A 23,915-nucleotide genomic window follows, 5' to 3' on the forward strand; every position below is an offset into this window, starting at 1 on the left:
TAACTATTCTTGTAAATTATGAAGTTGTTCTCACGCGTATAATGCTAAACGTAATCGTGACTGCACGAGAAAATATAAATCCGATTGACAATCGATACAACTAAATCAATAGGCAATTCGTCTTCTTTATGTTGTAAATGAAAGATGGAAGGTGCAATACGTATGTTAATAACAACTAGAATGAGCCAGTGTAACAGGATGCCCCGATCTCGATGGATGTGGACTCGCAGTAACAAGGAGGGGCGCGCATGTCACAATCAGTGAAAAAAAAGAGGCATATGAACGGACTGGATGGCTTACGAGCCATCGCGGTACTTGGCGTGATTGCTTATCATTTAAATTTGGATTTCATTCCGGGCGGGCTGCTTGGTGTAGGTATATTTTTTGTTCTGTCAGGCTATCTGATTACCGATATTTTGTTATCCCAGTGGCGGGAACATGGGCGCATTGCGCTTGGAGATTTCTGGTTAAGGCGGTTTAGGCGCTTGTTGCCTGGCATGCTAACCATGACAGCGGTTGTGATGCTCTGGCTGTTATGTACAGACTCGTCCCGGCTTGCTTCACTCAAAGGGGATATCTTATCCGGTGTTACGTACATAAGTAATTGGTGGTATATCTTTCACCATGTTTCGTATTTTGAAAGTTTCGGTCCGCCATCACCTTTTGGACATTTCTGGTCACTGGCTGTTGAGGAGCAGTTTTATCTGCTTTGGCCGCTTCTGTTAATTGCAGCGATCGTTTTGTTCAAAAGAAAGGGATGGCTGGTCGTCTCCATTGTCGTTGCAGCTGAACTTTCAGCTGGCGCCATGGCCATCATGTACAACCCGGATTTGGACCCGAGCCGTGTATATTATGGAACAGATACCCGTGCATTTGCCTTGCTTGCCGGGGCAGCGTTAGCTGTAGTCTGGCCAAGCCGGAAGCTGTCTGGCACATTGCCTGCGATGAATCGGCTCGTATTGGACGGATCAGGAATTGCTGCCCTAGCGGTGCTAATCTATATGATGCTGAATACGAGCGAATACGACTCGTTCCTGTATCAGGGGGGCATGGTGATACAAGCGAATGCCGCAACCCTGCTGGTGGCAGTACTTGCCCATCCTTCGTCTTTGCTGGCAAGGATTATTGGGGCAAAGCCATTGCGCTGGATTGGTGAACGTTCGTATGGAATATATCTGTGGCATTATCCGATTATTGTTCTGACCAGTCCTGTTGTAAATACAGGGGGTGCACATCCTGTACGTATGTTGCTACAAGTCGTTGCAACGGTTGTACTTGCATCGATGTCGCTAAAATATATTGAAAACCCGATTCGTTATAACGGTTTTCGGGATTCCTTGTCAAAACTGTGGGGAAGAGGGCGTACCTCTTTCGTTCCCCGTCAGGTATGGTGGAAACGAACAGGCCTGCTGATGACGTTCCTGTTACTATGTTATGCCATATCGCAGACGGTACTGCCAGTAGCAGCCAATTCAGATTCACATTCGGTGTCCCTGTCTACGGTGTTCAATGGCGAAAAGTCTGCTGAAGAAAAGGGTCAGGACGTTGTACCCGTTACAACAAAACCTTCGGATTCCGGGGAAAAGAATCCATCTGTTCAGTCAGGTACGGAGTCGACGTCAGACGGGAAAACGAATGGGAGTCACAAGCCTGGAACTGCATCTACAGATGGGTCTAAATCGGCCAAGCCGGACGATTCATCCAGCGATAGCCGGGATCAAGGCAACTCACCATCTAATCCTGACAATAATCCTGCTTCCAATTCGTCTGATTCAGGAAACAAAGAAACCGACCCATCGGGTTCGAAACCAGATGAAGGCACAACCGATGCAACGCATTCAGGGGCAACGGATAAACCTGCGACACCTGTCACTAAGCATGGAAAAGTCCAATATACAATTATCGGAGATTCCGTTATTCTGGATGCCAAGCCTTATCTGGAGCAGAGCATATCCGGTGTGTACGTAGATGGCCATGTCGGCCGTCAGATGTGGCAGGCTGGAGATGTGCTGAGGGATTTGAAGCGTAACAAGCAAATGGGCAATCAGGTAGTACTTGAGCTTGGAACGAACGGTTCCTTTAATTCCAAAAATTTAAAGTCCGTACTTGATGGATTGAAGGATAAAACACGGGTTTATCTTGTCACGGTACGTGTGCCGCGTCCTTGGGAGCGAACGGTGAACAAGGCTCTGACGGATGCAGCCTCCAGTTACAGTAATGTTTCTCTTATTGATTGGAATCAGGCTAGTGAAGGGCATGACGAATATTTTGAAAAAGACGGGGTGCATCTGACCGCCGAAGGTTCTGAAGCTTTTGCGGCATTGGTGAAAAACAGTCTTCAATAACCGAACGATTAACATGTAGAATCCTTTAATACGAACTTATCCAGCTATTATATCTTTGAATCATGCAATACATGTTCAGCACATGGAGTATACGTCCAATTTTAAAGTCCCTCCCTGAGAGCAATGGGATTGAAGTTAGTCTTGACTTCATGACATTGTCCAGGGAGGGCTTTTTTTGATATGTAAACAGGGAACCGATATTATTCACCCCTGCATCCGTGGATCGTCACCTTACGTTATGATAGCGTTACCATTTACAATACAGATATTAAGTGCTCAAGGGGGAGTATAACGATGTGGAAAAAATGGTTTTCAGGCATAGCGGCACTAACCTTATTCGCCGTCATTTTGGCAGGGTGCTCAAGCGGTGATTCTTCCGAAGGTGGTAGCGGCAGTGACAAAGTCACCGTGACCATCTGGCATAACTGGACAGGGCAAGACGCTAAAGCGGTAGCGATGCGTAAAATTATTGAAGATTTCCGTACCGCGCATCCAGATATCGAAGTGGTGGATGAAGGCTTGCCTACGGACGGTCTCAAAACAAGGTTACGTACGGTTGCAGCAGCCAATGAGATGCCGGATCTCTTCGTGATGTGGCCGGATGCAATGACCAAGGAGTTTGTAAAAGGAGATCTGTTGCAGCCGATCAACGCAGATCTGGATGCGAAGCCGGAATGGAAAGAGAATTTTATTCCGAATGCACTGGATGGATACACAGTAGATGGAAATATTTATTCCGTTCCGATGAATCTGGCGCCCAGCTCTTTTATTTATTACAATGAGGCACTCTTCAAAGAGAATAACGTAAAGGTTCCTGAAACGTGGGCTGAATTGGAACAGGCGGTTGCTTCGTTTAACGAAAAAGGAATCATTCCGATGGCTCTCGGTAACAAAACGAACTGGGTTGCCCAGTCTACCATTTTCAGTACGCTGGCTGATCGGGTGACGGGTACAGACTGGTTTTTGAAAGCCGTAGCTCAGGATGGTGCAAGTTTCACTGATCCGCAATTTGTTGAAGCGCTGAAGAAAATGCAGGAGCTTGGAAACATGAAGGCTTTTCAAGACGGATTCAACAGTATTGATGAAACCCAGATGATGCAACTATATTTTCAAGGGAAAACGGCGATGGTCATGAACGGTGGGTGGGCGCTCGCCAACCTCGTTAACAATGCACCGGAAGAGGTGCTGAAAAATACACATATTACGATTTTGCCTCCTGTGGAGGGTGGCAAAGGTGAACCAAGAACGACATCAGGTGTCGTTGGAACGGGTCTTGGTGTCAGCAAAAAGCTGAGTGGTGCTCAAAAAGACGCCGCGATGGAGCTATTCTACGCCCTGGCCGGTCCGAATGGGCAAAAAGCTACGCTGGATAGCAGCACACTTGTCAGCTACAAGATTGATCTGGATAAGTCTAAAGCTCATCCGTTGTTTGTGGAGTTGTACGATCTGATGCAGGAAGTGAAAATTACGCCGGTATACGATTCCAAGCTAGGATCGGCTACGGTTGAGGTGATTAATAACGGACTTCAGGAACTGCTGATGGGCGGCAAAGCGGAAGATATTGCAGGCCGAATTCAAGCAGCACAAGCGAATGCGATGAAACAATAGGTCGTTCCCTGCTGAAGGATGTCGATTAACCTAAATAAAGTAAAGCACAGTTCATTCCCCTTCCCGGCAGGGGAGGGGTTTTTAGATAAGAGATTAACGTCCGTTACCGGACAGATTAGAAAGGCAATACGAGGGGAAGTGAAGCCATTGAACGCATTGCAAAGTCGGCGTTTTATTATGCTGGGGCTTGCTCCGGCGGTTATTATCTATGCTTTGTTTGTGTTTGTGCCTGTTGTGTGGTCTGCATATTACGGCTTTTTTAACTGGTCTGGCATTGGTGCATCGACATATATTGGCCTCAGCAACTATGTGGAGATCTGGAATGATGCGATCTTTTGGAGGGCTTTGAAAAATAATGTCATTTTTGTGCTGGCTTCGGTGTTTGGTCAGATTCCATTAGCACTCATGTTGGCAGTTATGTTACACAAAAGCAACCCGCTGCAGCGCTTTCTGCGCTCGGCCGTATTTCTGCCGATGGTGTTGTCAACCGTTGTCATCGGCATGATCTGGCAGTATATCTATCATCCACAGATTGGTATCTTGAATTTCCTGCTGGATGCACTAGGGCTGGAGAGCTGGAAGCTGCAATGGCTGTCCGATGCAAAGATCGCGATATTTTCTCTTGTGCCACCTTTGCTCTGGAGCTTTGTAGGACTTTATCTGATTATTTTTATCTCTGCTCTGCAGAACATCCCGGGTGAAATCCATGACGCAGCCAAAATAGATGGCGCATCTGGAGTACGCAAACTGGTTTCCATCTCTCTGCCGATGATTTGGGGCACGGTACAAGTTGCCATTATCTTATGTATTTCAGGCAGTCTGAAGTCTTTTGATCTGGTCTATATCATGACAAAAGGTGGACCAGCTCACGCAACGGAGTTGCTGGCTACGTATATGTATAACTCTACGTTTACAACGTACCGATATGGTTTTGGTAGTGCGATCTCTACAACGATTGTTCTGATTTCCTTGTTACTCATCGGAACAAGCCAGTGGGTGACCAGTCGGAAACGTAAAGAAAACGGATAGAAAGGAGGCACGCTCATGCGAACAACACCTGTGACGATATCAACACCACGAGGCCATGCAGGGCATTCCATTCGGCAGATTCGTAAAGGAATCTTTTGGACGCTGCTGACGGTCTATGGTATTTTAACATTGTATCCGTTTTATTGGCTTGTGATTAGTGCGTTCAAAACAAATGAGGATTTCTACAGCAGACCTTTTGGTCTACCGGCACACTGGAATGTGGCCAATTTTACAAATGCCTGGGAAAGTTCGAAGCTCGGAACGGCCTTTGGCAATTCACTAACCGTATCGATTGGCTCGCTGATCCTGACGCTGTTTATCGCGGCGCTGGCTTCATTCATACTGGCACGATTCCAGTTTCGCTGGAAAGGGCTCATTATGACGTTTTTCGTTGTAGGCATGCTCATTCCTATTCATAGTACACTTGTTCCGCTGTTTATTTTGATGAAACAGATGTCCTTGCTCAACACGTATTGGGCTTTGATCCTGCCGTATACTGCGTTTGCTTTGCCAACGGCAATCTTTGTGTTGACAGCTTATCTAGTCAGTATTCCGCGGGATATTGAAGAGGCCGCTTTTATGGATGGAACCGGACTTTGGGGACTTTTTACCCGGATCATGCTTCCCATGTCGCTTCCTGCACTGTCTACGGTGACCATTTTGAGTTTTTTACATGCGTGGAACGACTTTTCCTTTGCCCTTGTATTTATTAATAAAACAGGATTGAAAACGTTACCGCTTGCCATTGCAAACTTCGCAGATGGATATCAGACCGATTATGGTCTAACGCTTGCTGCCATGACCCTATCGGTTATTCCTACGATCATTGTCTATTTAATCTTTCAGGAACAGGTGATGAAGGGTATGACAGCAGGTGCAGTCAAAGGGTAAGCGAGGGGCGCATCCAAAGGAGGAACAGAGTTGGTTCGCTGGCTTACATCATCACTGCAACGAAAACTATCCGTGGTTGTCACAGCTTCGATGATTGTGCCACTTGTAGCGCTTGGACTATTTGCTTTCCTGTTCGCCTCACGCATTACGGAGGAAAAAACGAAGCTGTCCGGGATGGACACGTTGAAACAAGTGGAAGCGAATCTTCGTTATATGCTCCAGGATGCGGAGAATTTATCGATTTTCCTTATTGGAGAACGGGATATTCAGCAATATCTAAGCCGCGACGAGGATCATGAAGCCGATCGTTTGGATATTGTGGGCCGAATGACCAATCTGGCCGCATCCAAAAAGTACATTGCGAACATTGCCATTTATCCTGGACGCTTTGATGCTGCGTTGTCCACGGCCACTTGGTATGAACCGGACGGAGGTAGTTTGTTTTCCCCTTCTCTCCCTAGTGGAAACGCGGATAAAAGGTGGACGGGTGTATATCCCGTTCGCAATTATGCTGGAATTCAAAACGTCATTACGTTGATCAGGCCAATTCGCAGCATCCACAATTATCGTCCCATCGGCTGGCTTAGCATCAGTTTAAATGAAAATGCGATCTCTAAAGGATGGCCGGCGTTTGGACTGGGTAGAGGGGAAGGTAGCCTTGAAGTGATTGGCAACACAGGAGAGGTTCTGTCCTCCATGGATAAATCCCGGCTTGGGCTACATGTATCTGATCTCGAACCGGGACTGATTACGCGTATTCAGAAGGGGCATAGTGGGACGATTACTTATGGTGAGGAAGAAAGAAAACATACGGTCCTTTATTACCCTGAGGAACTGACGGGGTGGACGCTGGTTGGTATGGTTCCTTATGAGCACTACCGTTCAGAGAATAGTTACATTATCATTTTGACAGCAATTGCGGTTGCCTTGTCAGCGTTAATCAGCGGTGGTTTGGTCTGGTTCACGGTTCGCAGGGTTACGAGGCCGCTGCTTGTATTAACCAGACATTTGTCTCGAATTGATCCGAAGCGTCCCTTGCCGTTATTTCAAGCAGAAAGTGATGACGAGATTGGCAAGCTTGGGGAAAGTTATAATCTGCTTGGTGCACATATTGAATCGCTTAAGGAAGAGATCATTCGTGGGGAAGCTCGCAAAAAAGAAGCAGATCTGCGTGTACTCCAGGCTCAGATTAATCCTCATTTTCTGTATAACACGCTCTCCTCCATTCATTGGATCGCGCTGATGTCCAAAGAAAACCGGATCGCGGATATGGTAGAGGGACTAAGTGATTTTCTACGAATCAGTCTGAATAAGGGACAGGATTACTGCCCGGTTGCCCAGGAGATTGCGCATATCCGTCATTATGTACGGGTACAGTCGATTCGTTTTCCGGATCAATTCGTGCTGCATTATATTGTTGATCCTGCATTGGAGCAACGAATGATGTTAAAGCTTCTGCTACAGCCACTGGTGGAGAATGCGATGATTCACGGGATTCAACAGGCAGGAAACCAAGGCACGATAACGATTATGATTCAGAAGGATTCCGCGGTTGAGCGCATGAACATTTTGGTACTGGACGACGGTGCGGGCATGGAACTGGAGCAATTGGAGCAATTGCGGGCCAGTATTATCCCCGCGGATGAGAGTAACATGTTGCCGCAGGGCAGTCATTCCCAAGGGAAGCAACTGGGGCAGTCGTTGTCCGATGGAGGGTATGGTCTCCGTAATGTAAACGAAAGACTGTTTCTTCACTATGGGACGGATGCGTTACTTGAAATACACAGCAAAAAGGGTGGGGGCACCCGAATTTCGTTCTCCATTCCAATTCTGGAGGAATCGCCATGAGATTATTGATTGTGGACGACGAAGTCATCATTCGCACAGGGCTCGCGAGTGTGATCGCCTGGCATGAACTTGGCATTGAGATTCTTCCGCCAGCTGCTTCTGCCGAGGAGGCTTTAACTCGACTAGCGGAGGAACGCCCGCATATTTTGATGACTGATATTCGAATGAACGGCAAGTCGGGGCTGGAGCTAGCGGAAGAAGCACAGCATCTGCTTCCGGAGCTGGAGGTCATTATTTTATCTGGTTACGATGATTTCTCTTACGCCCAGCAAGCGATCCGTAATGGAGTCACAGACTATCTCTTAAAAACGAGCAAACCGGAAGAGATCATCAAAACGGTGTTGCAGGCCAAAGGAAGAATTACAGAACGATGGGCAGAGAAGTCCCGTGAGGGACAATTGTTACGTGAGAACCGGGAGAGGAAGTTTGCCAGATGGGTGATCGAAGGTCATACGAATTCGGGGAGTTGTCCATCCTTTCTCGCATTTGATGAGGAACATGCGCTCCCCGTTCAATCCATAGAGCAAGTTAGTGGCGACAAACGGCCTGTGAGCAGGCAAGTTGTTGTGATTGAGGCAGAGGGTTGGGGCCGCTCTTCCGATGCGCTGCTCCGGTTTGCAGTGCAGAATATGATTGAAGAAGTGCTCCCAGGAACGATTGCTCAGGTTGACAAACAATATATTGTCTGTGTTCTACCTGTGGCTTCCGAAAATGAAGTAAGCGTATACAGGATCAAGGAAGGCATAGATCGTATGGAGGCATGGTTGAAATGTTCACTTCGCGCTGTGCTTGGTGAACCTGTTAACCACTCTTCTGAGTTGCACCGTAGTTATCAAACGGCGTTGTTAGCTTTACAGTACCGTGGACTGCTGGATACCAAAGTGTGGCGATATCAAGAGGTTAACGGCAGGCGAGGTGGCAAAACGGTGTTGACACATGAGGAGGAGACTACCCTCGGTACGTTGCTCATGGACAATGATCCAGTCACACTTACAACATGGATACGTGAACTGATTACGAGGTTGATTGCAGAACCTGATGTCACACCAGGATCATATGTAGCTTGTCTACATTCGGTAATCATTGCAGGACACCGCTGGCTAGCGCGAACACTTCAAGCGATTGGAAGGGAACAACCCTCCAGGCTTGAGCCTTGGACTCCTGAAACCGACAAGAAACCGGCAGAGATCGGGGATGAATTGTTCCACCATTTATATGATGTGATGCAGGCATATCACAGTCGTATGGGACAAGGGCAGGCCGCACATGTGCAGAAAGCGATAGGTTATATTGAAAATGCACTGGCACAGGATATTAGCTTGCAGCAGGTGGCCGGGCAGGTTCATTTGCATCCAGGACATCTTAGTGAATTGTTTAAAAAAGAAATGGGTGTAACTTTTGGTGACTTTGTTACAGATATGAGGATCAGGCGGGCAATGGATATGCTCGTTGTGTCTCCGGCAAAGGTCAGTGAAATCGCAGCAATTAGCGGTTATGAGGATGTGAAGTATTTCAGCAGACTGTTCAAAAAGCATACAGGCAAAACACCGAGTGAATACCGGGAGCAGGCACTTGCATTTAAATCTTCAGGCAGCTAGACGGGAGGAGCAGGAGTACAATGGTCAACGTTTGTCGTACAAGTCAGGATTTATCAGGACAGTGGAAGATACAACATTACGAGGTTGGAGAAAAGCGAGCAATGGATGTTGCCGCTGCAGCGCTGGATGACCGATTCTGGATCGGGGCAACCGTGCCTGGTGATGTTCATGGGGCACTTGCAGAGCGCGGCATTATAGATCCGATTTATTTTGGACATAACGATGTCAAGAGTCGCTGGATCGAGCAGAAGGAGTGGTGGTATCGCACCACCTTTAATTTGGACGCGGGTGCATCTTCCGAGGAACGTATTGAACTTGTGTTTGAAGGCTTGGACACGTTTGCAACGGTATATGTCAATGGACATGAGGTTGGAAAAACCGCTAATATGCTGATGTCTCATACATTGGATGTGACCCGTCTGGTGCGAAGCGGCTGGAATGCGATTGCGGTACGCTTTGACCCGCTTCATCTTCATCATCGTGAGAAGGAGACGTTTGACTGGTCTTCGTATACGAAAGAGCGCCCGTGGCTGCGTAAAGCGGCTATGAATTTTGGCTGGGACTGGGGGCCGCGCATCGTTACGGTAGGGATCTGGGGAGCGGTTCGTCTGGAGCGCAGTACGATTGCCAAACTGCAACATGTGTATGCCCGAACCAACGCTGTAAGCAAGGAACAGGCTCAAGTACAAGTCACTGCAGAGGTACATTCTGTTTTATCTTTGCGTAGCCAGCAAGAACGGACACAACCAGTTGTGACCACTTGTGATATCCGTCTTCTGGATCAGCAAGGAGAGGTTGTAGCCAGCGCAATTTCTTTGCCTGTAAAACAGGGGAAGGCAGAGGTAACGTTAGATGTGGCTCATCCCTGCCTATGGTGGACTCATGATCTGGGGGAACCCTATCTGTACACACTTGAAGTTACGCTGTATGCAGATGATGTAGCAGTGGATCGGTACTGTCAGTCATATGGCATACGGACGATTGAGCTAGCTCTGCATAATGAGCAGGGAGAGAGCCGGTTTGCTTTTATTCTGAACGGGGTCAAAATCTACGCCAAGGGAGCAAACTGGATACCTGCCGATCAGCTGATTGGAATGATTCCGAATTCAAGGTACCGCGAGCTTGTGGAACTGGCTGTTGAAGCACATATGAACATGTTGCGTGTGTGGGCAGGCGGCATCTATGAGAAAGAAGCCTTTTACGACGAATGTGATCGGCAAGGGGTGCTCGTCTGGCAGGATTTTGCCTTTGCGAACGCCTTATTTCCGGATTTTAATCGTGACTTCATGCAAAATGTACAACAAGAGGTCGAGAATAACATACTTCGTTTACGTAATCGGGCTTCGCTGGCAATCTGGTGTGGCAATAATGAAATCGACTGGCTGTATGACATGAAAACAGCTAGTGGTGATATCACAAGTCCGTTCTACGGTGAACAGATTTACCATGAACTGATTCCTGAGGCGTTGGAGCGGCTTGATCCGTCCAGGCCGTACTGGCCTTCTTCACCTTATGGCGCAGATCATGGACAGGATGCGAATGACCCGGATACCGGAGATCGGCACAACTGGCAAGTGTGGCACGGTTCTGTATACCCGAGGAAACAGGGAGAAGTACCTGTGCTGGACTATAGCATTGAAGGAGTCACGTTCAAAAATTATAAAAAGGATCAAGCACTGTTCAGCAGTGAATTTGGCATGCATGCTTCAGCTAATCGGTATACGCTGGAGAAAAATATACCTGCCGGCCAGTTTTACTGGGGGAGTCCCGAAATGGCCTATCGGAATAAGGATACGAATCATCAGAAAGGTATTTTGCTGATGGAAGGGTACACGGGCATTCCACAAAATGTAGAGGAGTACATGAACTTCTCCATGTTGACCCAGGCAGAGGGTCTACGCTATGGCATTGAACATTTCAGGCGAATCAATGACCGTAACAGCGGTGCGCTGGTATGGCAGCTGAATGATAGCTGGCCGGGAACAAGCTGGTCGATGATCGATTATGAACTGCTGCCGAAGGCTTCCTTTTATTATGCCAAAACGTTCTTTCATCCTGTACTATTGTCGCTCGAGCATGAGCCAGGACATTCGCTTAACGTATGGGTAGTTAATGATACACAGGATGAAGTGGGAGGACAACTTCGACTGAATGTTTATGGTCTGACTGGAGAGCGACTGTACACTTCAGCATATGGAGTGAAGGTGCCCGCTCAGTCATCTAAGCAGATCACAGCTTTAGAGGAAGCCGAAGTGCTTGGAACCAAACGGGCGGAAGAAGTGATGGTGGAATTGCAAGCCGAAGGGTTTGTTGCACCCATGAATCGTTACTTTTTGCTTGATCCCAAAGATGTGATGTTACCGCACTCACGGCTCAGCGTTCATGTAAACGAGGAAGAACAATCCGTAACCGTTAATGCGAGTGTCGCCATTGCACGTATGGTGAAGCTGGAGTTGCCCGTTGGCCGGGTTCGATTCAGTGATAACTATTTTGATCTACTGCCAGGAGAGAGCCGCACAGTAACGCTACAGCATCCAGAGATGCAAGCTTTACCACTTAAAGAGCTGCGAGTAAGTGCGATGAATGCAAGTGAAGCTTGATTTAACCCAGAAAAACCTCCATTGGCGTGGAGGTTTTTTAGATTGAACGGAAAAATATATCACGAAAAAAGAAATCCGCTGATGTTGTGTATTCATGGATTCGCAATCAGCGAAAGGATTCATACCGTTGCTGAAAAGAGGACTCCATGTGCACTTGGCGTGCCAGTTGTTGCTGTACTTTGGAGCCACGAATGACCTGCAGTTGCTGTAGCACATCGGAAGATGTGAATTTATTCTGTGCCATCTGCATAAGCAGTTCGGCAAGAACATCGGCATCCTCAAGCGCAGCATTCAAGCCAAATGCTCCTGTAGGTGTCATCGTATGAGCAGCATCGCCAATGAGTACGACATTATCCTCCGCCCACTTGGAGCTATAACTGCTCTCTACAGACAGTAGCACAAAGTCACTCCAGTCCTTAATATGCGCAGCGACAGAATCCGCAAGACAGGGGAAAGCTGCTACCAGCTTGCCTACAAAAGGAGCAAAGGGTTGTTCACGCAACTTAGCATATCCTCCTTCGGGAATGTTCCATCCAATCTGTACATAACCGCCGTATTGTGAAAATAACGCGAGTTGTTGCCCATCCATACTTGCCATACGAACGGCAGGTTCCCATCCTGGTGGGGCAGGAATACGAGCCCATAACAGATCGTAGCCGTGTTTGCGAATCTCGGGTGCAAGGCCGGCATGTTTGCGTACCGCCGAATATCTACCGTCAGCTCCAATAACGACAGATGCTCTAATGGAGGCAGGAACACCATTTTGACGCACGTTAATGCCAACAACATGACCATCTTTGTCCCGAAGCAACCCGGTCATGACTGTACTGAAGCGCACCTGATATAACGGGCTTAGCGCTTCAGTCTGGGCCGTAATCGCTTCGAGGAGATGATCTTGTGGTACGTGAACGCCAACATGATGCTCCCCTTTGCTTGGATCGGGGTTAATGGTATGGATGATGTTTCCTTCTTCCCAATATTGAATCTGCTCTAGATGCAACAAGCCCTGCTCTTGAATATGGGAATATAATCCGTGTTTGTTCAAAATAGCTTCGCCGTCTGCATTCAGCAGTTCTCCACGGAATGATTTATGCAGATGAGGCTGTCGCTCAATGAGTAATGTAGAGATACCTTTCTGGTTAAGCAAATACGAAAGCAAGGCGCCTCCGGGCCCTGCCCCGACAATGCAGACATCCGTGTAGAGTGTATCGTTTGTCTGAGATTTCATCAATTTCATGTACATTATTCCCTTGCTATATAGTAGTGAAAATCTAGTAGTGGACGGAAGTTTACTTTATGATAACAGATTTATTTAAATCATTAAGTAACTAAAAGTAACTTAGTGGATATACGTTATTATAAACAAAGTGTTCTTTATATACAATAGGCCAAATTCAAATTTTTTATCAACATAAAGGGACGCAACCATTTTGCTCACTAGGCAACCTTTTTTTTCACAACCAAATGTGTGTAAATATGTTACAATATAAGGCAGGTTACAATGAAAGGCAGGAGGAACGGATATGAGCCCGAATACGGAGCGAAACTCGCAATTGGCAAACGTTGATCAATTGTTGGAGGCCTTCTTCAGATATAAAAATAAAGTATTGGATCAACAGCAAAAGTCAGAAACAAACTGCAAGCTGAATCCAACAAAAAGCCATATTTTGGGCATGATTTTACGTGAAAAACGCTGCATGGCAGTTGATGTTGCACGTCAGCTTAGTCTGTCCTCTGGAGCTACGACGATTGTACTTAATCAACTTGAAAGCGAAAATTTGATTCAACGTGAACGCAGCGAGGAAGATCGCAGAATCGTCTGGCTGTCCTTAACGGATGAGGGAGAGCAATTAGCCAGAACGTTGAATGCTAATCGTGGCCGCATGACATGGGAGCTGTTACAAGCGCTTACGGAGGAAGAACAGCAGTTAATGCTGGGCATGCTCAAAAAAATAGAAATGAAGCTGCTGGAAAATATGAAATCTTTCGAGCAGACCTATCGTTAATGTATATGACACCTGAAGACGTCAGTCCTCATGCATTCGTACCCGGTACCGGGTATGAATGCATGAGGACTGGCGTTTTGCGTGGTATAACAGAGCTATAGATGAAAGCGAGATACATGATCGTTTAAGCCTTCCTGTATAAGAATATCTTTCTGCCGGCTGCCCATTAAGTCAAAATGAGGGAAGGGCTGTCTTCGGTGAATATAACGCGGGTCTAACCCGTGTTCACGACACCATTGTTCCAGGCGATGAAGGTCTGCACAGCCCACTTTGGTGACACTGGTTATGCCGGGAAATCTGGAATCGATCCAGAAATGAGTGAGATAGGCGATTTCACCGCGAGCGACTCGTTCTTTCCAAGCTGCAAGTTCTTGCCGTTTAATCCCAAAAGCCATAGTTGAACGTTCCTTTCCGACTGAGTATGTCCTTAACATATTGTACATCTTATATATGAACTCAATCAAAATGTTTCGGCACGATGTGTATCAGCATGATTGAAGTGGGTAAATGAATATGAAAACTTTGTTATAAACATCAATGCTTTTGTTAAAATAAAGGCATCACGAACGATTCATGACTTATATAGCGGAAAGGGTTGTCATCATGGAACTATTCATTGCGGTACTTGCACTACTCGGACTGATCGGTCTATCTAACGTGTTGAACCGGTTTGTCCCTTTTATTCCCGTTCCGCTTATTCAGATTGCACTGGGAGTAGCTGTAGCCCTGCTACCAGCAGGTGTACATCTACCATTGAATCCGGAATTGTTTTTTGTGCTATTTATTGCGCCCTTATTGTATAACGATGGAAAAAGAACGCCAAGGAACGAACTATGGAATCTGCGAGCGCCGATTCTTTTGCTTGCACTGGGACTGGTATTTGTTACGGTTGCTGTTGCCGGATATGCCATACACTGGCTGATTCCGACCATTCCACTTCCTGCCGCATTTGCGCTTGCGGCCATTCTTTCTCCGACAGATGCAGTTGCTGTAGGTGCCATGGCCGGACGTGTACATCTGCCCAAAAGTATACATAGACTTCTTGAAGGAGAAGCATTAATGAATGATGCTTCGGGCCTGGTTGCATTTAAATTTGCTATCGCAGCTACGGTTACGGGTGTTTTCTCACTCACTCAAGCCACATTCAGTTTCATTATCATTGCCGTAGGAGGTCTGCTTGCTGGTGCGCTCATGTCTTTTTTGTTTATTCGGCTCGGGGTATGGATTCGCAGACTGGGCATGGAGGATGTAACGATTCATATGTTGCTTCAGATTCTGACTCCATTCGTCATCTACCTCGTGAGTGAAGAGATCGGGGTCTCAGGCATTCTGGCTGTGGTTGCAGGGGGGATCATTCATGCGATTGAGCGTGACCGGGCAGAATCGGTTCAGATTAAGATGCAAGTGGTGTCTGCGAGCACATGGTCTGTTATTTTATTTATATTGAATGGTCTGGTGTTTGTCATTCTCGGCGTGCAGGTTCCCGATGTGCTTAGTAAGATCTTTGTTAACGTATCATTCAATAACTTCGAGGTGCTGGGTTATGTACTGATCATCTCCGTTCTACTTGTGTTGTTACGTTTCTTGTGGATTTATCTGTTCTGGCAAGTCAATGAATGGCTACGTGCGAAGTCCGCTATTGGCAAACCACGCTTCAAGGAGATTACTATTCTCTCTCTATCGGGAGTAAGAGGTGCAGTGACACTGGCTGGAGCATTTTCGATTCCGTTTGTGCTTCAGGACGGCTCGCCTTTTCCCGAGCGTGATTTAATTATTTTTCTGGCGGCTGGTGTTATTTTGTTCTCTCTGATTGCGGCGAGCGCGTTGTTACCTGTGTTATCCAAGGAAGAGGGGAAATCCTCCGATGAAAATACACCTCAGAAATCTGAACGCAGAGCACAGGACATTATGCTGAATGCCGCTATTCGAGCAGTCAAGTCTGAAATGAACGATGAAAATAAAGCTGCCGCACTGGCCGTTGTGTCTGACCTGTCCAAATATATTAAACAGGCGACAGGGCAGTTTACAGCAGATAATCGTAAAGCAATGCAGAAGCAGGAAACAGCGATCAATCTAATTGCTACACGGGCTGAGCGCAAAGAGATTGAAGTGATGATGGATGAAAATGCCCTTGGGCCTGAAGCGGCTTTCAAATGTGATAACTGGCTGGATCGTAAGGAGATGATGCTCTCCAACCGGACGAACACTCAACTGCTGGCGTCGCTCAATGAGATTGGACGAATGCTGGGTCAACTGTTCACCAACCGTTCCAGCAAACCAGATCAGCCCTTTATGCTTGAAAATGCCGAACTGTTCCGCAAGGTGAAGCTACGTACCTCTCAGGCAGCAATCAAAGCCATCCGGGCACATATGAATGACTCCAATCGTGTGGCGGCTCTCGCGGTTATTTCCAAATATGAACGGGTGATCGCAAAGTTACGTGCGTGGAATCAGGATAAGACGACGGAAGATCCGTTTAATCAGGATAAACTGGAACTTCAGATGGTAGCTATTCAGGAGCAACGCAATACAATACAACAGCTATATGAGAACGGAGAGATTACACGCGATGTTGCAGCCAGATTACGTCGTTATATCAATGATGTAGAGGCAACAGCTCTTAAAAACGATTAATGGATTATTCATGAGTTCGCATGAATCGGGCAATGCTAACGGAGAGTTTGACGTATGAAATTCAAAGTGAGGATATGACATGAACCTGAAAGCTACCCGATTCATCGCATTGTTCATACTGACTGGAACAATCCTTGGCAGTTCGACAAGCTCGGCGTATGCCAAGCCAGTGCAGAAGAACCGTCAGTATTATGAAGAACGGGGAGAGATCGTATGGGAAGTCCCCACGCAGGACAAACTGATCGCTCTGACTTTTGATGATGGGCCAGACCCTGTTCAGACACCGCAGATTTTAGCTTTGCTCAAACAGTATCATGCGAAGGGAACTTTTTTTGTACTCGGCAAATGGGCAGAGAAATTTCCTGACATCGTCATGCAGGAGCAACGTGAAGGACATGAGATCGCAAATCATACATTTGCACACACGTATGCGGTTCGTTCAACAACAGCGGACAAGTACTTGAAAGACATGCAAGAGGCAGAAGCTTCGATTGTAAATGCTGGTGCGGAGCGCCCACTGTTGTTCAGACCTCCTGGGGGGTATTATAACGATATGGTGATTCAGGCGGCGAAGCAGAAGGGCTATACGATCGTATTATGGTCTTGGCGTCAGGATACTCGAGACTGGGCTCTACCTGGTGTATCAGCGATTACAAACAAAGTATTAAATAATGCTCGTAATGGAGACATCGTTTTGTTTCATGACAAAGTGGAAAGTAAATCCCATACGATTGATGCTCTTCGAATGATTTTGCCCAAACTGCAGGAACAGGGTTATCAATTTGTTACCGTATCTGAACTTCTTGCTGTGAAAGCTCGTGAAGCTGCCAAGGGCGGGGTGTCGTCCTCATTACCACGAAAGCATCCGTAGTGCAGGCGATTGAGACCGATTGAAAGATTCATCTGTAAAACCAGCTGCACCTAGAATATGTTGGAAAGTAAGATTTCTTTAGTAAGTTTAAGCTAATCACAGCCGCAATCAAGCTGAACCAATGATGCTTTGCGGCTGTTTGTCGTGAAGTTATTCATTGAACCTCGGTTTGGCGGGTATGCTGCAAATTGATTGGAAATAAGTCCTAGGCTTTTGTTTTACAATCGAAACGTCTACAATAGATAAAGTCTTTATATCAGACAGTATTATGTTAAAAGAGAAGGTGAACAAGTTGAATGGACAAAAGAGAGCTGACATCAGACCTGGTTTAGAGGTCGATATCGTACTGAAACAGGATCAATCCAGTGGCAAACTCACGAGAGGAATCGTTAAGGAGCTGTTAACCAAATCTCCTTCACATCCTCATGGAATCAAGGTGAGATTGACAAACGGTCAAGTGGGGCGAGTGAAACAAGTAATTTCTGCAGGAAATCATCCGCAATGAGTGTGAACGGGAGGCTGGATACGACCGAAAAAGTAATGACGCACCTGTCGGTTGGCCATCAACAGCAACAAGATGCTTACCGTGTGTTGCACGAGAGCGGACTACTTTTCATGCTTTCTGCCCACGCTGCGTTCCCTGCGGGGACGGTACCGATTGACGTGCATCTTCCTGATAGTGATCTGGACATCCTGTGTTATTCAGAAGATCTGAACGCTTTCCAAGTTAAGATGGCTAGGCAACTAGAGAGCATTGCGGTGAACGGAAGGACAGAGTGGACGTTCGGAGATCATGCCTCAGGTCAGAACGTATATGTCACATGTAAACTGACCTTGGGATTATGGCCTGTTGAAATATTTGCCCAAGCAACTCTTGTCGATCAGCAGAATGCCTACTTACATATGCAGGTAGAATGGAGTTTGTTGCAGTTATGGGGAGAGGCAGGGCAACGCGAGATCCGCAGACTTAAGCGAGCAGGTTGGAAAACAGAGCCTGCCTTCGCCCATGTACTAGGGTTAGAGGGTGATCCTTACATAGCAATGAGAGATCTAGCCAGCCTGCAGAAACCGGAGCTGTGGGACTTTGCCAGATCACGCGTCACATTTAAATGAGAAAGATCGCTACAATTGTAGTTACTGTTAATCCGATGATAACCGGTTTCAGATTACGCCTCGCAAGTTCAAACGGGCTGACCCCGCAAATTGCGGCAGCCGGAATTAATGCCCACGGAATCAACGTTCCGCCGCCAACCCAGATTGCGGCTACTTGGCCTAGTGCGGTAAGTACCGGAGCCGAGTTTGTCGTACCTGCAAACATGGCAGCAATGGAACCTACGAGGGAAATTCCCGAAAAACCAGAGCCATCCAGACCGGTTACAGCTCCAGTGACGGTCATCGTAATCGCCCCGACGGTTCCATTCATTGGTACAATCCCCGCAAATGCAACGCCAAGATCATTGACGATCCCGTGTGACCCTTCAGGAAGTGGATTCATAAATAACTCCGTAATGGCAGCATCCCCGAGATAAAAGAATGCGGCAATCGGAATGACCGGACCAAATACTTTGAATCCGAACTGGAATCCTTCAATAAGATAATTAGTCGTTTCCTCTGATCCGTTATGGCGGTGTGCGGCAATGGAAACAGCAATCAGAATAACGACGGCGGTTCCCCCGATTAGTGCCGTTGCATCCCCGCCCTGAAGGTTCAGCACAAACATCAGTACGACATCCAGTGCGAATAACAACGGAATGAGTATAGCGAATGTTTTTCTCAGACGAAGAGGCAATGTGGTAACTGGTGCAGACTCATTTGGTTCTGACTGTGACTCAGACGCCGGCTGCTGCCGTGGAGCAAACTCCTGTTCCTTCCATTTGGGGGTCTTCATTTCTTTGCGAAGCATCCAGAAGGCGGTAAGAGTAGATACCGTGCCCATGATTATGACGAGAGGAACACTGGCAACCATCACTGACGTAACAGGAAGACCAGCTGCGTCCGCAGTAAGTTTGGGAGCACCTTGGATAATGTAATCCCCTGACAAGGCAATGCCATGCCCAAACAGGTTCATTGCAATGGCGGCTCCAATCGGAGGTAAACCTACGCGAACCGCTACCGGCAAAAGTACTGCTCCAATCAAGGCTACTGCAGGAGATGGCCAAAAAAATAAAGATACGACCATCATGATAAGTCCAATGCCCCAGTATGCAGCTTGAGGCGTGCGAATAAATCGGGTGAGCGGTGTGACCATGATTTCATTAATACCTGTGCGAATCAGAACACGGCTCATCGCTACGATAATTGAGATGATAAAGATTGTACTTAACAATTCCTTCGTTGCATAGATAAAACTGTTAAAAACCCCGGTGACGGAGCCACTTAATGTTTCAGTTGCCAGCAGTCCGATGGTCATAATGCCTGCGACACAGATAATGGTTGTATCTTTGCGCCGAACCATGACAGCGATAATCAGGACAATAAATGCCAGATACACATAATGCAACGGGACAAGTTGAATATTCATCATGATGACAGCCTCCTGCATCCCTGGTCATCGATCCTGGGAGTGCTATATCCTATGCATGTCAGACCCGCATGTTCAAGGAGGTGGTGATTATCTAAGGATATGTCCTGCTTTTATAAATTGAACTATTTATTTACACAAAAACGGAGAGGACAGAAAAAACCTGGAAAAGCGGAGCGCTCGCCTTTATCACCGGATTTTCCCATTAATAAAAGGGAATCAAAAAATCTGGGGATAACAGCGATTGGAAGGTTATTCTGTCATTGGAGTGCCCCGGTGTAAACGTCTTTAGTTCAACTTATAGAGCAGGATTTTTTTTACATCCAGAGAATTATATGAGTGAAACGAGCAAACACACGACAGGGGCTATGACTATAGCAAGTCACGATAACACACATCAGCGGGTCACCGAACCTGATAGACAACGGCAAACCGAGGTGATTACAATATACATGCCATCTTCAGGTAGAAATTAGAAAAAATTCAGCCAGCCTGAATCAAAAGGACGTTAATGTATGAACTTGATCCGTTCATTACGCTTTAAATTTATTGTGGGACTTACGTTAATCATGCTACCGCTGTTTATGCTGTTGTACTATAACAATGTGTATGCCATGAAGGTCGTACGTGATAAGGTATCCCTCACCAATATGAATCATTTGGCCAAAAACGTGGAACAAAATGAGCGCGTATTACAGGAAACCAATCGATATTTATACAGCTTGGGTGAGCGTGACCCTGATATTATCTCGCTGTTTTTTCTTGAATACGGAAGCGGAGATTACATCATTGCCAAGCAGCGAATCATGAACAAGTTTATGACCGATATCGGTTTCTATAATCTTATCGATTCTTTTTATTTGTATGATGCGGTGAATGATGACCTGTTGCTGGCAACCGCGGGCAATTATGATATTAAAAAATCGGTGGTACAGCGCAATATGCCTGCACAGATGCGGCAGCTCGAAGGGGATATCCAAAGGCCGGAATGGAGCATCGTCCGTGGAGGATCATTTAATGCACTTGTGAAAACGGTACGTATCAATCAGCAGTTCTATGCTGGCGCACTGGTCGATATGAATGCGCTGAATGACACACAACAGTTTGCTGAATCAGGTGACAGAGGTGGAGCGGTGATCGTTACACCTGATGGCAGAGCATTATCTGATTCTACGTTAAATAAGGGGCAGATCAAGCTGGTCGGCGATCATTTGACCGATTTGGAGAGTCCGTATCAGGTCATCTCGGAGCCTGATAGCGCTGCTCGTCAGTATTTAATGGTGGGCATTCCCTCAGCCATGTCGGATATGAATTATATCGTCTTGTTGCCAGAGGAAGATATGATGCGTAACCTGCCGTTTTTCCAACAGATCATCAGGCTACTTCCGATCGGGGCGGCCGTTATTTTGATCACAGCACTTTTCTTCCTAAGACAGCTTCTCTTCCGTCCAATGAATGCGCTTATTCGGGGAATGAGAAGGGTTAGCCGAGGGGAACTCGATGTAACGCTGGAGGCACCGTCTTCGTCTGAACTGGAGTTTGTGACACGTAGCTTCAATCAGATGATTCAGGAAATTCAACATTTGAAGATTGATGTATATGAAGAGCAACTGCGTACGCGAGAGGCGGAGTTCAAGCAATTGCAGATGCAGATTAATCCTCACTTTTATCTGAATTCCCTGAATATTATTCATAGCCTCGCTTCCTTGCAAAAACATGAACTGGTGCAACAGATGGCTGGTCATCTGGCTGATTATTTCAGATCCAGCTTAAGGGCTGGCAAACGAGTGATCACGCTAAACGAAGAGATGGAGCACATTCGGCATTATCTTGAAATTCAGAAGTTAAGGTTCCCGAGCAAGCTGGATTTTGAACTGGATATCGATCCAGAGGTGGGACATGTTGTGCTTCCGCCGCTGACGATTCAGCCTTTTGTCGAAAATGCAATTATCCATGGTTTTCAACGCAGAATGCAGTCGTTTGTGATTCGGATTACCGCACGTCTGACGGAAACGTCCAGTAGTCAGGCCGAAGATGGTATGCTCCTGCTACAGATTGTGGACAACGGGGTCGGGTTCAAGCCCGTGCTACTAGAACAACTACAACGGGGAGAATATGCCAAAGATCCCGGGGGGCAACACATCGGGATATGGAATGTTGCACATCGGTTACTGGTGAAGTATGGTCCGGAGGCCGGGTTAACGTTTGAAAATAGGATAGACGGAGGCGCTGCAGTAAGCATTTATTTGCCTGCTCAGACCGAGGAGCAAGAAGGAGGAAATCATGCGGAACCTGTTGATCGTGGATGATGAAGTGTATGCCCTGCAAGCCATGCTGGAGGGAGTGGACTGGAATGCAGCCGGAATTGACCAGGTATTCGGTGCATGTGATGTGGAGGAAGCTCGGCAGGTCATCCGAACCCATGCTATCGACATTCTGATTTGCGACATCGAGATGCCTGGGGAAACCGGGCTCGACCTGCAGAGCTGGGTATTGAAGCATGACCCTGGCATTCTGACGATTTTTCTGACAGGTCATGCGCTCTTCGATTATGCCCAGACCGCCATCAAACTGAATAGTTTTGATTATCTGTTGAAACCTGCTCCCGCAGAACAACTGCTCAAAGTAGTTACAAGAGCATTGGAGAAGATTAGAGACGGAGAGCAACGCACACGAACGAACGAAGTTTACGAAACCGTATACAAACGCTGGAAAACCTATAAACCACTCCTGACGGAACGTTTCTGGAAGGACGCAGTATCTCAGCGAAGTGCACTTACTCCACAACGGCTGCAAAAACTTGCCGAACTGTACGGTGCAGAGATTGATCCCGAGGTGCGTGTACTGCCCATCGTGATCTCCGTTGAAGAGTGGGTACGTGAATTTAATCTGCGCGATGAAGAGGTACTGGAATATGCTCTACGCAATGCAGCGAGAGAAATATTACTCGGAGAGAAACCGGGTGAAGTGTTCCAGGATCACAGTGGCTTAAATATAGTGCTAGCCTATGAGCAAGATGATGTCATCCTTGCAGCTAGTGAAGCGGAGCAACGTTGTCAGCGTTACATTCAGGAGTGCGGTACATACTTCTACTGCCGGCTATCCTGTTATGTAGGTGCACCGGTAGCTGTAACCGAATTGCAGGGCATGTTGAATGAACTCATGGACATGGAGCGCCGCAACATTAAAGAGCTCGAAGAGGTTTTTGTGTATGATGAGCGGGATCGAGATCAGGAGGATCGATTTTTGCCTATCCCGTGGTTCTCGGAGCTGTCTATCCTTTTTGAAACCGGCAAGGTAGAAGATTTGCGTGAACGTGTGGATGAAATTTTTGATTTACTTGCTGCCCAGGATGGGTTATCTCCAGAGATGTTACGGCTTTATTATCATGCGATGTTGCACGTTGTCTATCCGCTTCTGCACCAGAAAAATGTATCCATCCGCAGCTTGTACCCCGGAGAACGGGAGCCGGAAGAAGCCGTAGTCACGAGGTCATTACAGCAGTTGAAACAATGGACTCTGGATCTTATAGATCGCGTCATTCCAATATTGTACCCGGATGATCAGAACCCGATGTCGATTGTAGATCAGTTATGTATCTATATTGAAAACCACATTGGAGAAGAACTGATGCGGGAGGAACTGGCTGCTTTTGCCGGATTTAACCCGGCTTATCTGTCCCGGTTGTTCCGTAAAGAGAAGGGAATGTCCCTGTCCGAATTCATTCTTCAGCGCAGAGTGGCCATGGCGAAAACGTTGTTATCCCAATCCACCGTCAAGGTAACGGATATTGCAGGTAAGGTCGGATACTATAATTACTCCCATTTTACGAAAATGTTCAAAAAATGCACCGGCATTACACCACAGGAGTTTCGCAAACAATCCAGAACCATGTAATCAGGCGCAGCATGCTGCGCTTTTTGTTTGTTTTTTATGGCATCAAAGTCATAATTTGATAACTGAA

At 46.8% G+C, this 23,915-nt stretch carries 17 protein-coding genes; 14 read left to right on the forward strand and 3 right to left on the reverse strand.

The features are described 5' to 3' along the window. The first annotated feature begins 248 nt into the window (after positions 1-248). From M3629_RS03105 to M3629_RS03135, 7 genes are all read left to right on the forward strand, one after another. A complete protein-coding gene (locus M3629_RS03105) occupies positions 249-2,345 on the forward strand; it encodes an acyltransferase family protein (protein WP_251502841.1) in 2,097 nt (698 codons plus the stop codon). A 294-nt stretch (positions 2,346-2,639) separates the two neighbouring features. After that, positions 2,640-3,953 carry an extracellular solute-binding protein gene (locus tag M3629_RS03110; protein WP_251502842.1) on the forward strand — a complete coding sequence of 438 codons (1,314 nt, stop codon included), beginning with the start codon at positions 2,640-2,642 and terminating at the stop codon, positions 3,951-3,953. 147 nt (positions 3,954-4,100) lie between these two features. Then, on the forward strand, positions 4,101-4,982 hold the full coding sequence (locus M3629_RS03115) for a carbohydrate ABC transporter permease (protein ID WP_251502843.1): 882 nt from the start codon (positions 4,101-4,103) through the stop codon (positions 4,980-4,982). A 15-nt stretch (positions 4,983-4,997) separates the two neighbouring features. Further along, positions 4,998-5,873, forward strand: a complete 876-nt coding sequence (locus tag M3629_RS03120; RefSeq protein WP_090924391.1) for a carbohydrate ABC transporter permease — start codon at positions 4,998-5,000, stop codon at positions 5,871-5,873. A 30-nt stretch (positions 5,874-5,903) separates the two neighbouring features. Beyond that, complete coding sequence (locus tag M3629_RS03125) at positions 5,904-7,721, forward strand: sensor histidine kinase (protein ID WP_251502844.1); 1,818 nt, start codon at positions 5,904-5,906, stop codon at positions 7,719-7,721. Further along, a complete protein-coding gene (locus M3629_RS03130; RefSeq protein ID WP_154886498.1) occupies positions 7,718-9,319 on the forward strand; it encodes a helix-turn-helix domain-containing protein in 1,602 nt (533 codons plus the stop codon). Before M3629_RS03125 ends, M3629_RS03130 begins: the two co-directional genes overlap by 4 nt. 20 nt (positions 9,320-9,339) lie before the next feature. Continuing rightward, positions 9,340-11,919, forward strand: coding sequence for a beta-mannosidase (locus M3629_RS03135; RefSeq protein WP_251502845.1), 2,580 nt, complete (start codon positions 9,340-9,342; stop codon positions 11,917-11,919). Between the two features lie 106 nt (positions 11,920-12,025). Here the strand turns inward: M3629_RS03135 and M3629_RS03140 are convergent, their stop codons facing one another. Next, positions 12,026-13,156 (reverse strand): FAD-dependent monooxygenase, encoded by a 1,131-nt coding sequence (locus tag M3629_RS03140; protein ID WP_251502846.1) that lies wholly within the window; start codon positions 13,154-13,156, stop codon positions 12,026-12,028. A 286-nt stretch (positions 13,157-13,442) separates the two neighbouring features. Here M3629_RS03140 and M3629_RS03145 point away from each other — a divergent pair, with 286 nt between their 5' ends. Then, positions 13,443-13,925, forward strand: coding sequence for a MarR family winged helix-turn-helix transcriptional regulator (locus M3629_RS03145; protein WP_090924395.1), 483 nt, complete (start codon positions 13,443-13,445; stop codon positions 13,923-13,925). A 95-nt stretch (positions 13,926-14,020) separates the two neighbouring features. On the opposite strand, the gene M3629_RS03150 is transcribed toward M3629_RS03145, so the two are convergent. Next, the gene (locus M3629_RS03150; protein ID WP_251502847.1) at positions 14,021-14,320 is read right to left on the reverse strand and encodes a hypothetical protein; all 300 of its coding nucleotides are present in this window, start codon (positions 14,318-14,320) and stop codon (positions 14,021-14,023) included. A gap of 208 nt (positions 14,321-14,528) precedes the next feature. Between M3629_RS03150 and M3629_RS03155 the strand changes: the two genes are divergently transcribed. The 4 genes from M3629_RS03155 to M3629_RS03170 all read left to right on the forward strand — a co-directional run bounded on the left by M3629_RS03155 (position 14,529) and on the right by M3629_RS03170 (position 18,543). Next, positions 14,529-16,559, forward strand: a complete 2,031-nt coding sequence (locus tag M3629_RS03155; protein WP_251502848.1) for a Na+/H+ antiporter — start codon at positions 14,529-14,531, stop codon at positions 16,557-16,559. Positions 16,560-16,638: 79 nt separating this feature from the next. Further along, a complete protein-coding gene (locus tag M3629_RS03160; protein WP_251502849.1) occupies positions 16,639-17,430 on the forward strand; it encodes a polysaccharide deacetylase family protein in 792 nt (263 codons plus the stop codon). A gap of 292 nt (positions 17,431-17,722) precedes the next feature. Further along, positions 17,723-17,935, forward strand: a complete 213-nt coding sequence (locus M3629_RS03165; RefSeq protein WP_251502850.1) for a YwbE family protein — start codon at positions 17,723-17,725, stop codon at positions 17,933-17,935. Then, positions 17,932-18,543 (forward strand): DUF4269 domain-containing protein, encoded by a 612-nt coding sequence (locus M3629_RS03170; protein WP_251502851.1) that lies wholly within the window; start codon positions 17,932-17,934, stop codon positions 18,541-18,543. The genes M3629_RS03165 and M3629_RS03170 overlap by 4 nt, the downstream gene beginning before the upstream one ends. Here the strand turns inward: M3629_RS03170 and M3629_RS03175 are convergent. Beyond that, positions 18,536-19,951 (reverse strand): hypothetical protein, encoded by a 1,416-nt coding sequence (locus tag M3629_RS03175; protein ID WP_251504504.1) that lies wholly within the window; start codon positions 19,949-19,951, stop codon positions 18,536-18,538. The genes M3629_RS03170 and M3629_RS03175 overlap by 8 nt on opposite strands. Positions 19,952-20,466: 515 nt before the next feature. On the opposite strand from M3629_RS03175, the gene M3629_RS03180 reads away from it, so the two are divergent. Then, positions 20,467-22,260 (forward strand): sensor histidine kinase, encoded by a 1,794-nt coding sequence (locus M3629_RS03180; protein ID WP_154960103.1) that lies wholly within the window; start codon positions 20,467-20,469, stop codon positions 22,258-22,260. Beyond that, on the forward strand, positions 22,235-23,848 hold the full coding sequence (locus M3629_RS03185) for a response regulator transcription factor (RefSeq protein ID WP_251502852.1): 1,614 nt from the start codon (positions 22,235-22,237) through the stop codon (positions 23,846-23,848). Before M3629_RS03180 ends, M3629_RS03185 begins: the two co-directional genes overlap by 26 nt. Positions 23,849-23,915 lie beyond the last annotated feature (67 nt).

It is taken from the genome of Paenibacillus polysaccharolyticus (assembly GCF_023714295.1).
GTDB classification, from domain to species: Bacteria; Bacillota; Bacilli; order Paenibacillales; family Paenibacillaceae; genus Paenibacillus; species Paenibacillus polysaccharolyticus_A.